Annotated in this window: 8 protein-coding genes; all 8 read left to right on the forward strand. The window is 64.4% G+C overall.

What is annotated here, in order from left to right; translation table 11 throughout:
• Positions 1 to 12: 12 nt before the first annotated feature.
• The 8 genes from IY145_RS11390 (at position 13) to IY145_RS11425 (ending at position 13,562) form a co-directional block, all read left to right on the forward strand.
• Positions 13 to 363, forward strand: a complete 351-nt coding sequence (locus IY145_RS11390) for a RidA family protein (RefSeq protein ID WP_196408320.1) — start codon at positions 13 to 15, stop codon at positions 361 to 363.
• A 259-nt stretch (positions 364 to 622) separates the two neighbouring features.
• Positions 623 to 1,465 (forward strand): ABC transporter permease, encoded by an 843-nt coding sequence (locus tag IY145_RS11395; RefSeq protein WP_196408321.1) that lies wholly within the window; start codon positions 623 to 625, stop codon positions 1,463 to 1,465.
• A gap of 205 nt (positions 1,466 to 1,670) precedes the next feature.
• A complete protein-coding gene (locus IY145_RS11400) occupies positions 1,671 to 2,555 on the forward strand; it encodes an ABC transporter substrate-binding protein (RefSeq protein WP_196408322.1) in 885 nt (294 codons plus the stop codon).
• Positions 2,556 to 2,720: 165 nt separating this feature from the next.
• A complete protein-coding gene (locus IY145_RS11405; protein WP_196408323.1) occupies positions 2,721 to 2,951 on the forward strand; it encodes a hypothetical protein in 231 nt (76 codons plus the stop codon).
• A complete protein-coding gene (locus tag IY145_RS11410) occupies positions 2,951 to 11,557 on the forward strand; it encodes a PKD domain-containing protein (protein ID WP_196408324.1) in 8,607 nt (2,868 codons plus the stop codon). Before IY145_RS11405 ends, IY145_RS11410 begins: the two co-directional genes overlap by 1 nt.
• Complete coding sequence (locus IY145_RS11415; RefSeq protein ID WP_196408325.1) at positions 11,548 to 11,907, forward strand: hypothetical protein; 360 nt, start codon at positions 11,548 to 11,550, stop codon at positions 11,905 to 11,907. The genes IY145_RS11410 and IY145_RS11415 overlap by 10 nt, the downstream gene beginning before the upstream one ends.
• A gap of 127 nt (positions 11,908 to 12,034) precedes the next feature.
• Positions 12,035 to 12,772 (forward strand): polymorphic toxin-type HINT domain-containing protein, encoded by a 738-nt coding sequence (locus IY145_RS11420; RefSeq protein ID WP_196408326.1) that lies wholly within the window; start codon positions 12,035 to 12,037, stop codon positions 12,770 to 12,772.
• Between the two features lie 175 nt (positions 12,773 to 12,947).
• On the forward strand, positions 12,948 to 13,562 hold the full coding sequence (locus IY145_RS11425) for a DUF2750 domain-containing protein (RefSeq protein WP_196408327.1): 615 nt from the start codon (positions 12,948 to 12,950) through the stop codon (positions 13,560 to 13,562).
• The last annotated feature ends 41 nt before the right edge of the window (positions 13,563 to 13,603 follow it).

The raw sequence follows: 13,603 nt of genomic DNA on the forward strand, positions 1-13,603 counted from the left end.
GAGACGTTGAAAATGTCCATCGAACGGATCGGTGCGGGCGCGCGCATGAGCAAGGCTGTCGTTCACGGCGGCGTCGTCTATACGGCGGGACAGGTCGCCGATGTATCAAAAGGCGGCTCGGTCGCCGACCAGACGGCCGAGATTCTCGGCCTCTTGGAAGCCACCCTGCGGGAAGCTGGAAGCGCCAAGAGCAAGATACTTTCAGCGACGGTCTATCTCGCCGACATCGCGACCTTTCCGGAATTGAACTCGGTCTGGGACGCTTGGGTGGACAAGAGCGCGCCGCCGGCCAGAGCCACGGTCGAAACCAAGCTCGTCGCGCCGGAATACAAAGTGGAGATCGCGCTGATCGCCGCGCTCTGAACCCGGAAAGCGATTCATCGCACCCCGAAGGCGTCACGCGGCGTCTCGAAACCCATCGAACTCGAGACGCCCGAACGCATCGTCGGAGCCGCCAACTCCGGCCGGATCGTCGAGCGCGCTCCTGCCTCAATTCTCGGAGTGGCGGTCGCTTGGAACGAGGCGACGATCGGCGCGGCTCTGGCGATTTGTCGCGTCCCTGCTTTCGCTGTTACCGTCCATCAATATATTGCATCCTGTTTTCCGCGGGGCGAGGATTTCGATGACTCTCACTTCGATCGGCGCGATGAAATTATTGGGGCGTCTCTCCCCTTTCGAGAGCGAACGGGCGTGGGCGTGGCGTTTTGCTCGCGGCCTATTTCAAAAGTCCGTCATGATCATCCTGTTCCTGCTCCTCTGGGAGGCCGCGCCCCGGCTGGAGCTCGTCGATCCGCTGTTTTTGCCGCCGTTCTCCGAAGTTTGCGCTCATGGCTACGACCTCGCCAGGTCAGGCAAGCTTCTACCGCATGTTCTCGTCAGCCTGGGGCGTTCCGCGGGCGGATTCGCGCTCGGCGTCGTAACTGCTGTTCCGCTCGGCTTGTTGCTGGGATGGCATTCGCCTCTCCGGCGCTATCTCGATCCATTGCTGCAATTGCTGCGGCAATTCAACCCGATCGCGCTTTTGCCTGTCTTCATTTTGTTTTTCGGCGTCGGCTATGTGACCAAGGTCGCGATCATCTATTGGGTCGTCGTCTGGCCGATCCTTCTCAACACTACGAGCGGAGTAACCTACGTCGATCCCATATTGGTCAAATACGGACGATCCTTGTCGCTGACCGACCGGCAGATCTTCACCAGAATCGTTATCCCCTCCGCTGTTCCCTCGATCTTTGTGGGCCTACGGCTCGCCGCCACCTATTCCCTGCTGATGCTCGTCGTCTCGGAGGAAATCGGCGCCGCCAGCGGTCTCGGATTCCTGGTTTTCAACGCGCAATATCTCATGGGCATTCACATCGTCTATGTTGCGCTTCTGATGCTCGCTCTTTTCGGATTCGCCGCCAATCAGGCGCTCGTGCTCCTCGAGCGCCGTTTCTTTGGATGGAAAGACACTGGCGTCGCGGGATGAGGGTGACGAGGCCGACGCGTGGAACATGACGATGCCAGACACGAAAATTCATGAGAATGAGCCGAGCCGCCGGACAGCGCTTTGCGCTCTCGGCGGCGCAGGACTGAGCCTTGCTGGACTCACAGCGCCTCGGCGTGCGCGCGCCTCGACCCTCATTCCTGTCCGAATGCTGGACACGCCGGGTCGATATGCGAGCTTCGAAACCATGTATGTCGCAGACGCGAAGGGGTTTTTTCGAGCCGAAGGTCTGGAGCTCGAGCTTGTTCCGCTGCAACAGCAGGCGGCCTGGGGCTTCAGTAGCGGCAAGATCGATTTCAACACGGGCGACTACATCTACATCATGAATGTTATGGACAAGGGACTCGGCACGCGCCAGATCGTCGCGTCCTTGCCCAACCTCGATCCGCGACGCGCCAATGACGGTCTTTTCGTCCTTGAAGACTGCCCGATTCGAGGGCCCGCAGATTTGCGCGGAAAACGGATCGCGATGGTCAATGTATGGTTCTCCTGTGCGTGGTATGTCCTCGAGTACATCGGGCGCGCCGGTTTGACGCTCGACGACGTCGATTTCATCGTCATTCCAACTCGGCACCAGGAGCAAGTTCTCGTCAGCGGGCATGTCGACGCCCTCTTCGCATTTTCGCCGGTCGATGCGGAGCTCCGTCGAAAAGGCGGATATCGACAGCTCTTTTCCACCGCCGATATTCCCGGCCGGCGCATCGCGCGCGGCGCGACGATGGTGCGGGAAAGTTACGCCAGAACGAATCCCGACAATTTGCGACGTTGCGCCGCCGCCATCGCCAATGCGATCGAATGGGCGAACAGAAACCAGGACGAAGTGGTTCGAATCGGGATCGATCGCGGCCGTCTCGATCCCGCGCTCGCCCCCTATGTCTACACGCGCGACGGCAAAGGCGACTATAGCGTCGTGACTTGGCCGGAGCATGGATTGCAAGAGATCGAGGATATCACCTATTGGCTCGATCTCGCGGAGCGTCACGACGTCGTTCGACGAGGCAATTTGAAGCTTTCGAACTTGTACACGAACGCCTTCAACCCTTTTGCCCGAGAGAATGGCCGTAGCGAGTGAAAGCGGATCGAATTCGATCTCGACGGCGAACCTTCTCCCTCTGTCGGCTCGAGCTATAAGTGAGCGGCCTCGTGGCGGCGCCTTCGACGAGCTTCGCGCGATGAGTTCTGGCGTAGGCTCTGATGCGGTGGGAGAGGGGCATACTCGCTGCATCCGGCGAACGCGATGCCGGCGGCCCATCCGGCCAGCAGATTTGCCTTGCCGCGCGTCGTCGCGGGCGGCGCACCCGACAAAATCCGCTGCGGCGCGATGTATCCGGCGGTTGCGGGTCTTGCAAAGTTCGAGCTGATGAGCGACAAGCGCTCCGAGCAGATCACCTTTCCGACGGACCTATTTCGTTTCTTCGATCGATTTCCGAATTCACGGTCCGTTATTACGCGATTTGAGGCTGTGTGATGTTTTCTCGTCGGGCTTTCTTCGGTCTGGATTATGACAATCTGACTTGCGTCTTTTTTCTATTGTTCACCGCTATTTGCCTAGTGATCGGCGCCGGTCGGATATCCGACGCGCAAGCCCATGACGAGGCGTCGGATATCGTCGCGAACGCAGGCTTCGATCGCCACGCATCGGTCGGGCAGACCATTCAGCTCGACGCATCCGGGTCCACCAGCGCGAGCGGACGCGCGCTGCGCTATCGTTGGGCGATCGTCCAGCGCCCTTCGAGCAGCGCCGCCGGGCTTTCCGACAGCTCCGCCCTGCGACCTGTGTTCAAGGTCGATGTCGCGGGCGATTATGTTTTTTCGGTCACGGCGCAATCCGAGGGCGGCGGCGACGACCGCAACCCGGCGCGGGCGACGGTCACGGTCTCGACGCAGAGCGTCGCCCCTGTCGCGGACGCCGGCCTCGATCGGAAGGTCGCGGTCGGCGCGACCGTGGCGCTCGACGGTGCGCGCTCCTTCGACGCCGATGGGGACGCAATAGCCTATCGATGGACGCTTTTGCGACGGCCTGCGCATAGCGCCGCGGCCCTGTCGTCGACGACAATCGCGCGCCCGACGCTGAGCGTCGACATCGCAGGCGAGTATGTCGCGCAGCTCGTCGTCGTCGATGCGACCGGCAAGACCAGCGCTCCCTCTCTGGTGACTTTCTCGACGCGCAGCGCCTTGCGCGGGCGGGCCAGCGCGGGGCCGGCGCAACTGCTCGCGTCCGGCGCAACTGCGCGGGTCGACGCCGACGGAACCTATCTGCCGTCTGGGACGCCGGCCTCGACCAACCTCGGCTGGGCGTTGCTGTCGAAACCCCGAGGAAGCGCCGCGCGACTCAAGACGGCGCCGGACGCGCGTCAGGCGGTGACGCTGGATCGCGCTGGCGACTATGTCGTGCAGGCGACGCTCCCGATCGCGGCGCGCGGCGGCGAGGACGGCCATGAGCACACCCGCGAGGGGAGCGGTGGCGGTGACCACGCCCGGAATCGGGATCGCGAGCGCGATCACAATGACGATGACGATCGCGAAGGGAGCGAGAGGCTCTCGCGACGCGCCGGCCCGCGTTTGGCCACCAGCCTGCTGACGACCGCCAATGTTCCTCCTGTGGCGAACGCCGGCGACGATCAACGCATCGCGCCCGGCGCGAAAATCACGCTCGACGGCTCGCGTTCGACCGATGTGAACGGCGACGCGCTCACCTATCGCTGGGCGCTGATCTCCCGGCCGACGGGATCGTCCGCCGCGCTCGACGATCCGACCTCCGTCAAGCCCGCGTTCACGACGGATGTCGCTGGTTCCTATGTCGCGCAGCTCGTCGTCGACGATGGCTTCGGCCATGCGCGGCCGGCGACGGTCGTCATTGCGACGGACGCCGCCGCGCCGATCGCCGATGCGGGGCGCGATCTGCTGGCCCGCGCGGGCGACGTGGTTTCCCTCGACGGCTCGGCCTCTCGCGATCCGGAGGGCGGCAGGCTCTCGGCGAGCTGGACGGTCCTCGGCCTCGGCGACCAGCTCCCGGGCGCGCTCTCCAATTCCACTTCCCTCACGGCCGCTCTCGCCATCACGCCGAGCGGAAGGGACCACTCGTCCGGCCCGACGCCGAAGCTCGTCGTGGCGCAGCTCACCGTCGAGAACCGCCTGCTGCTCTCGACCGACGACGTCGTCGTCTCCACGGTGGAGGCGCGTCCGGTCGCCGTCCCGCGGCAGGGCGGCGCGGCCTATCGCGGGGTCATCGTCGGGCTGGACGGCTCGGCCTCCATCAATCCCAATCTGCCGGCGACGCCGAACGGCGGCCTCACCTACAAATGGTCGCTGCTGTCGCGCCCCGCCGGCTCTGCGGCGGGCATCGGCAATCCGACGAGCGCGCTCCCGACGCTGAAGCCCGACGCCTATGGCCGCTATGTCGTTCAGCTGATCGTGTCGGACGGCGTGCTCGACAGCCGGCCGCGCACGCTCCTCGTCGACGTGACCGCCCAGAAGCCAGTCGCGGCGATCTCCGCCAAATCGCCGGTTCTCGTCGGCCAATCCGCGAGCTTCGACGGCTCGACCTCCGTCGATCCGGACGGCAATCCGCTCGCTTTCGCCTGGACGCTGACGAGCGCGCCGGGCGGTAGCCGCGCCGCAGTGACCGACGCGGCCTCCTCCGTGGCGCATCTCGTTCCCGATATGGCCGGCTCCTACACGGTCCAGCTCGTCGTCTCCGACCCGTATAACGCCTCGGCTCCGGCGACGGCGACGATCGTCGCCCAGGGCGGCTTCACCTTCACGCCCGTGCCGGCGCAGAGCGTCGCGCTCGGCTCGAGCGTCTCCTTCACCGTCGCCGCGAGCGATTCCAGCGGCAAGCCGGTGAGCTACGCCTATTCCGGCGCGCTGCCTTCGGGGGCGAGCTTCGATGCGACGACCGGCGCGTTCAAATTCCGGCCGCCGAGCAATAATCCATCCGGCTATTCCTTCACCTTCCAGGCCACGAACGGCAAGGATGTGATCACGCTGACCGTTCCCGTGACGGTCACGGGGACGCCGATCGGAACGACAGCGGGCCTCACGGCCAAGGTCTATGACGCCGTAAATTACGCGAATGGCGTGTCGACCCCCGTCGTCGGCGCGGCGGTCTCGATCGGCGCGATCGGCGCGACCAGCGACGCGACCGGCGCGATCGCCCTTTCCGGCCTCCCGGCCGGGCAGGGGACGCTCGTCGTCGCGGCCAGCGGAGCCACGCCCGCGCCCGACGGCTCGTCCTATCTCGACACGGTCCTCCCGGCGCCGCTGATCGCCGGCGTCGTCAACACGCTCGACGGCCCGATCCTTCTGGCGCGGGCCTCCGGCGGGGGCAGCGTCGGCGGCTCCGGCTCGACGACGATCACCAATTCTGCGCTCGGCGTGACGCTGACCATCGCGCCCAATTCGGCCTTCACCGCCAGCGGGGCGCCCTATACGGGTCAGGTGTCCATCGGCTCGCTGCCCGCCGGCACGCCGATCGGCCTGCCGGCCGGCTTCGCGCCCTGTCAGCTGCTGGTCGTCTCGCCTACGGGCGTCACCTTCAATCCTCCGGCCCAGCTCACCATCGCCAACAATGATGGGCTTCCGCCCGGCGCGCAGGTCGATCTCTGGGCCTTCGATCCGCAGCTCGCCAGCGCCCGCGTCGTCGGAATCGGCCAGGTCTCGTCGGACGGCGCGCGCATCTCCACCCTCATCGGGGGCGTTCCGGGCGGCACGGTGCTCGCCATGACGCCTCGCCACGCCGGAATGGTCGAGCGCAAGACGCAGCCCGCCGATATTTTCAATCCGAGCGCGCTCGGCGGCGGCGATCTCGCGACGAGCTTCTCGCCGCCGGGAATGCGCGAGCTCGGCGCCGCGCGCGGCCTGACCTTCGTCTACCACTCGACGACCGCCAACGCCCGTCCGATCGTCGACGCCGCGGCGCAGTTCGGCGCGGGCCTCGGCCTGCCGCAGACGCTGACGAGCCGGCTCACCGTCGCCAATGTCGCCCAGCCGACAGCCTCGACGACCAATCTGTCGACCCCCATCACGGGCGCGGGCCCGCTCGATCCGGCGCGCGACAATGGCCTCATACAGGCGGGCGTCGCCGATGCGACCAATCTCGTCTCGGGCTCTTATCGCTACTCTTTGCTCACCATCGCCAAATTCACCTGCTCGGCGGTCGGCGCGCAGGCGACGGGAACGCTCGTCGTCAATAATCAGGCCAAAAGCCCCTTCGGCGCCGGCTGGCAACTCGCCGAGTTGCAGAAGCTCGAGAAGCAGGCGGACGGCTCGCTCGCCATCGTCGAGGGCAATGGCCGCACGCTGATCGCCCATCCGGAGCAGGCTCCGGATTTTCTGCCGGACCCGGTCTATATCCCCGTCAGCGGACCCTTCCTGGGCGCGACGGCCGATCTGCTGGGCAATGGGCTTCCGTCGATCCTGCGCCTTGGCTGGAGGGACGGCTCTCTCAACGTCATCCTCAATCGCGGCGGCCGGCAGTTCGTCAAAACCGCGTCGCCGATCATCGGCGACGCCGGCTCGCAAAACGCCAACGGCACTCTCAACGTCGACGTGACGGATGTCGCCGCCGGCGACGTGACCAATGACGGCAATATCGACGTCGCCTATGTCAATTCGCGGCACAATCTCGCGAAGATTCTCATCGGTGGGTCGGGCGGCTCCTTTCTGCCCGTGCCGCTCGCCGTCGAATCCAACGGCGCCGGCGGCGCCATTGTGACGGGCGACTTCATCGGGGACGGCGGCGGCCATCTCATGATGAGTGAAAATCAGGGCGGCTACCCCGATCTTCACATCATCTACAACAACGACAGGAACAATTTCACCTTTCATCACGACGCGCCGAGACTGCCCGGCTACAATGTCACCCACGTCAAAGTGCGTCTGCCGGGCTTTCAACACGACACTGTCGCAGTGCTGACCACCGACGGCTCGCTCTCCTTCACCTATGGCGGAAACACCGATGGCTTCGGCGGCCATTGGTCGCGCGGGCCGAGTGGTCTCGGCTATTGGCAGGTGGACGCGGACGAATGGGTTCTCGACACGATCAGAATGCCGACGGCGCTCGGGCCGGTCGGCCCGTCACGCGCGCTAGCCACGGCCGATATAGACGCATCCGGTCTGCCCGCATTCGCCGTCGCGGCTTCCAACGCCGTCTATATCGTGCAATGGCGCCAGACCGGAGCCGGCAATCAATATATCCGCCAGACCCTCACGCTCCCCGGAGGCCTCGCGCCGGACAGCGTGACGCTGGCTCCGCTCGCCGATGGCAATCGCCCGAGCCTCATCGTCTCGGCGAAGACCGCCGGATTCTATGTCTTCGTCAATGACGGCAAGGGAAATTTCAATCCGACGCCGGTGAAGATCGACACGCCCTTCCGCGTCGGCTTCCAGACCGACGTCGTCGATTTCGACGGCGATGGAATCGCCGATATCGCGGTGAACGACATCGACAATGACCGCGTCGCCATCTATTTCGGCAAGCCGCATCCGGACGGCGCCTTCGTCGCGCCGATCGGCGACTATACGCGGCTCGTGCAGAACGGCGACGGGAGCTACCGCCGCATCTACAATGACGGGACAGTCGTCACTTTCGGCGCCGACGGCTTCCAGACGAGGCTCGTCGACGCCAATGGCAATTCGACCGATTATTCCTACAATGGCCAAGGCCAATTGACGCGGATCGTCGGGCCGACGGGCGTGACGACGAGCTTTTCCTATTCCGGCTCCTGGCTCGCCTCGACCACCGACGGCGCCGGCCGCACGACGAGCTATGAGCACGACGCTGCGGGCAATCTCACCAAGGTCGTCGACCCGCTGGGCAATGTCACGCAATATCTCTACGACGGCAATCACCAGCTCGTCACGACGATCGATCCGAATGGCGGCCAGACGAGCAGCAGCTATTCGTCGACCGGCCAGCTGAAGAGCCAGACCTATCCGGACGGGAGCACGGTGCGGCTCGACGTCTCGCGCGCGCTCGGACTCGATGCGCTGGGCGTCGATCTCGGCGGGCCGGCCAACGCCGCTTTCGTGCCCGTCGAGGACCGCATCACGCAGATGGTGGACGCCAAGGGCGACCTCAGCGAGTCGGAGGTCAATGAATGGGGCGCGGTGGTGCGCGTCACCGATGTTCTCGGCCGCGTCTCGCGCTTTTATCGCGACGACGCCAATCATGTCGTGCGCAGCGAGATCGCGGCGGGCGCGAGCACGGGCGCGATATCGCCGAGCCCGCTCGGCCTGCCGCAGATCGGCGCGTCGGACACGCTCGTCGACGAATTTCTCTGGGACGAGCGCGGCAATCTCCTGCAGCGGCGCGAGGGCGTCGGACATGCGGCCGATCCGGTCAGCGGCAGCGTTCTCGAGCGGGTCAGCTCTTACGTGTATGAGCCGACTCACGACAAGGTGATCCAGAAGACCGACCCTGAGGGCAATGTCACCAGATGGAGCTATGACGCCAACGGCAATATGACGGCGATGACCGACGCGCTCGGCGGGGTCATGGCCTATACATATGACGCGCGCGGCTCGGCGCTCAGCAAGACCGATCCACTCGGCCGCGTGACGAGCTATGCTTACGACACCAGCGGCAATCTCTCGCGCACGATCGACGCCGCCGGCGCGGCCTTCGATCGTTACTACGACAGCCGCGGCAACCTCATCCTCACCGTGGATGCGGCGGGAACTTCGATCGCCCGCAATCGCGCCTCGCGCTACGACGCGAACAACCGTGTCATCGAGCAGACCTCCGCCGCTGGCCAAGTGACGGCGACGAGCTATGACGGCAATGGCAATGTCATTCAGATCGTCGATCCGGCCGGCAATGTCACGCGGCGCAGCTTCGATGGCGACAATCGGCTCGTCTCCGAGACGACGCCCGACGCCGGGACCAGCAGCTTCACCTATGACGCCAATGGCAATCGGCTGACGGCGACGGACGCCTCCGGCGCGGTGACGCGCTACGCCTATGACGCCGCCAATCGCCTCGTCACGGTCACCGATGCGCTCGGCGCGACGCGCAGCCTCGGCTATGATCTGCGCGACAATGCCGTCAGCGTCGTCGATGCGCGCGGCAAGCAGACGCGGCTCGGCTATGACGTCTACAAGCGGCTCGACCTGCGCGTCGACGCGCTGGGCGGGCGCTGGCTCACCCGCTACGACCGCAACGACAATCCCGTCTCGCTCTCGACGCCCACGGGGCTCACGCAGGCGCTCGCCTATGATCGCCTGCAGCGGCTGATCGGGGAGGGCGGAACGAGCTTTTCTTACGACGCGGCGTCCAATCTCGTCTCGACGCGCGGCGACAATGGCCTCGGCTATGATTTCGCTTATGACGCGTTGAGCCGCCCGGTCGGCATGCAGACGGCGGGCTATCCGCTCTCCGTCGCCTTCTCCTATGCCTATGACGCGCTGTCGCGGCGCGTGTCGATGAGCGACAGCCTCGGCGGCGTCACGGCCTACGCCTTTGACGCGGAAGATCGAGTCACGGCGATCGGGACGCCCTGGGGCCAGACCATCGCCCAGAGCTATGACGCCGCCGGCCGGCCGCAGCGTCTCGTCTATCCCAACGGGCTCGAGGCCGACCTCTCCTTCGAGGCGCAGACGGGGCGGCTCGCCAGCCTCGCGCATCGGCCGACGCCGGCCGGCAATCCCCTCCTGAAATTCGATCACGCCTATGATCTGCGCGGCAATCTCTCGGCTCTCGCCGAACTCTCGGGAACCAAGACCTTCTCTTATGACGCCGTCGAGCGTCTGACCGGCGCGAACTCTGTCGCGCCGCCGCAGCAGATCGAGAGCTATTCCTACGATCCGGAAGGCAATCGCATCGCCTCGCATATCTCGGCGAGCTACGCCGTCGACGTTGCCGACCGCGTGCTGGAGAACGCCGACAATCGCTATGACTGGAGCGCCGACGGGCAGCTGACCAAGCGCACGCCCAAGGCTGGCGGCGTCGCCTGGAGCTTCGTCAGCTCGTTCCGCGCCCGCACGAACCAGATGCGGCTCGACGCCGCTCTCGGCTCCGACGGGACCACCATCGGCTTCGTCTACGATCCGTTCGGGCGTCTCGTGTCGCCGCAATGGCCGGCGCCGCGCGGCAATGAGGAGCTCTATTACGACGGTCCCGACGTCGTTCTGGCGCGGCGGCGTCTCGACGGCGGCGACCAATGGGTGCGCTATGTCCATGGGCCGCTGGACGATCAGCCGCTGGCGACGGAAGTCTATGCGCAGGGCGCGGCGCCGACGCCGGGGACGGGATCGCAATTCTACTATCATGCGGATGGCGAAGGCTCGATCCGCTTGATCACCAACGCCGGCTCCACCGTCTTCAACCGCTACGACTATGACAGTTTCGGGCGGCGGCTGGCGGTGGTGGAGAGCCTTCCCTTGCAGCCCTATGGCTGGAAGGGGCGCGAATGGATCGCGGGCCCCGACATTTATTACAACCGCGCGCGCTTCTACGATCCGGCGCTCGGGCGCTTCCTCGCCGAGGATCCGCTCGGCTTTGGCGGCGGCGATTCCAACCTCTACAGCTTCGCCTGGAACAATCCGAGACGGTGGAATGATCCGAGCGGATTGTCGGCGACGGAATCCGGCCTACTGTCTCGGGTGACGCCTGTTGCGGAGGCAGCTGCGATCGGATGCGCGATTTCAACGACATTGTCAGGTCTGGCCGCGTGGCTGAGTGGAGATGGAACTTACGAGGTGGTGGGACTACAACTCGCATCTCCATGTATTGTTTCGCCGGTTTTGGCGCGTCGACCAGGGGGTAGGGGAGGCGCAGGCGTGGGTTCGGGCGCGGGAGGTGGGCGCGGCCCGGGGCCGAATGACGATGATGACGGTGATCCATGCACGCCGTCATGGGAAAGCGAAAACGGCTATTGCTTCGTGCTCTATCCGAAAGGCTCGAAGCGTGAAGAGGCGTGCCGGAGAGGCTGCCTGGAACGTTCGCGGGTCAGAGACTCAATTTGCCGCCGGACCGGAGCATGGCCGAGCAACAATGATCCGTCGTTCGGCCCGCCGAGGTGGAATGACCTGACCGATTGTCGCGATCTATGGGGACCGAGGCGATGGAACTGACTCGCTGGTTGGACCGATTCACGGAAACGACCGACGCTCTACGCGAGGCGCTGGATAATTCGGGGACAAAGGAGGCGGCGATTTGTGCTGTTCTGGCCTGCATGGGAGCGACAGATCGCGAAGAGCTAGCTGCGGATATGCACGCGATCGCTGTATTCTATCCGGCGTTGCTTCGGAAGGAGACGAGTTCCTTTCTAAGCCTCGCATTCGATATTGCATCGGCCGCTCTGTTCATTGAGCAAGAAATGCCAAAAGTAATCGACGACATGTGTGTTGCGCTCGACGAAAGGCGCATTACGGAGGCGTGGCAAAATTCAGTGTGGAGGAAGCCGGAATCGAAGCCAGCCTGAGTCTGAGCTGTAAGCCAGCCGATATGCCTATTACTTTCGATCATCAAGACGGAGCGGGCTGAGCATCGTAGCGGAAGAAGGGACGATCGATCAGGCGACGGCCGGCGCGATCCTCGGCGACGGAATTGTGACGACGGCGGAGGGGACCACCGCGCTGACGACTGGCGCGGATGCGGCCTTTGTGGCCGCGCGCAGCGGCAGCGCGGCGCCGAAGATCGGCGCGCGCGTCGCCTGCAGCTTCTTCGTGCTGGCCGATGCGCTCTCCTTCGCCAACGACCCGTCGCTGGTCGGCGCCTATGACCTCGTGACCGACATGTCGTCCTGCGCGGTGAAGGCGGTGAAGAAGCCCCGTCCGCCCACGCGCAAGCCCGCGCCGTCTCCCGGTTGCTCGATTTCGGGCTTCTCGTCCTTCGAGGCGGTGACGCCGATCGAGACGGCGCTCGGCCGCCGGCCGATCGAGGAAATCGCGATCGGCGATCTGGTCGCGGCGCGCGACGGCTTCACCGGCGAGGTGGGTTGGCGTCCGGTGCGCGAGCTGTTCCGCCGCACGGCTCCGAGCATCGCGCATGTGACGCTCGACGGGCCAGATGGACGGCGCGAGACACTCAACGTGACGAGCGAGCATCCGTTCTTCGTCGCGGGCAAGGGCTGGACGGAGGTGCGCCGGCTCGAACGAGGCGACCGCATCGTCTCCGAGCGCGAAGCGACGCTCGCGGTGGCCGATGTCTCACTGGAAGAGCAGCCGACGCTGGTCTATAATTTCGAGGTCGCGCAGGACCATAACTATTTCGTCGGCGATGCTGGGGCGGAGGCGCATAATGCGCCTGCAGATTTTTGGCGACGGAGATCCAAAGAAGCTCCGTAAAGGGTTGGATACAGCAGCAGCTTAACCGCGATCGAGATTGGCATGAGCTTCGTAATCCACCCGGCATGGATTGCGGGCATTATCCTTCGAACAGAGGAGCTCATGACGACAGGTCACGTCTAGAATGGAGACGTGACAATCGCTCTCGCCCGGGAATCACGGGAAGGAATCCAAAATGGCGTTAAACACTAAAAGCGCCCTGACGAACTCGATTTCCGGGGAATATGGATTGCAGGATGCACTGCGTTGTGGCCGCCTGAAATTTGCGGGGCCCGAAGAGCCGAACGAAAAGGAATTTCAAGCTTTGATCGGCGTCGCAAATGCGGAGCGCCGGATGGAACGGTTCAATCGGGGTGCCCGACGCGGGGGAGAAGTGTGGGCGTTAGAGAAGGATGGGAATCTACTCACTTTTGACATAGAGGATGTCAGAGGAACGATACGAAAAGCTGTTCCTTTCTGGCCTGCTCAAAGATATGTCGAACATGTCAAGAGCTCCCTCCAATGCGACGCAGAAGTCTTCAGGATAGGTGTGATCGAGTGGATCGACAACACTCTTACTGAGTTGCGCAAGAGAAAACTTCTGGTCGGCAAGTTCTGGCTGCCGGGAAAGCGCACGGTGGTCGAAGCGCCTTTGCTCGTTGCGAGAGGTGCAGCCGAGGGCATTGCCTGGAATGCAAAGCTCGAGCAGCCTCGAATTGCTCCACAGATGGCGGACGAAGAATATAACCGCGTTCTCCGAAAAGCACTGCGAAGCAATATGGGTCAAGGCCCGAAAGGCGATCTTCCGTGACGGGCAATTCTCTTGCGTCGGTTTCCTGCCGCCAAGTTTGA

The sequence above is a fragment of the Methylosinus sp. H3A genome, from assembly GCF_015709455.1.
In the GTDB taxonomy this organism is placed as follows: domain Bacteria; phylum Pseudomonadota; class Alphaproteobacteria; order Rhizobiales; family Beijerinckiaceae; genus Methylosinus.

Excerpts from the sequence above, each read along its gene's own strand:
- IY145_RS11390 (WP_196408320.1), top strand. The coding sequence starts at position 13 with ATGTCCATCGAACGGATCGGTGCGGGCGCGCGCATGAGCAAGGCTGTC.
- IY145_RS11395 (WP_196408321.1), top strand. The coding sequence starts at position 623 with ATGACTCTCACTTCGATCGGCGCGATGAAATTATTGGGGCGTCTCTCC.
- IY145_RS11400 (WP_196408322.1), top strand. The coding sequence starts at position 1,671 with ATGTATGTCGCAGACGCGAAGGGGTTTTTTCGAGCCGAAGGTCTGGAG.
- IY145_RS11405 (WP_196408323.1), top strand. The coding sequence starts at position 2,721 with ATGCCGGCGGCCCATCCGGCCAGCAGATTTGCCTTGCCGCGCGTCGTC.
- IY145_RS11410 (WP_196408324.1), top strand. The coding sequence starts at position 2,951 with ATGTTTTCTCGTCGGGCTTTCTTCGGTCTGGATTATGACAATCTGACT.
- IY145_RS11415 (WP_196408325.1), top strand. The coding sequence starts at position 11,548 with ATGGAACTGACTCGCTGGTTGGACCGATTCACGGAAACGACCGACGCT.
- IY145_RS11425 (WP_196408327.1), top strand. The coding sequence starts at position 12,948 with ATGGCGTTAAACACTAAAAGCGCCCTGACGAACTCGATTTCCGGGGAA.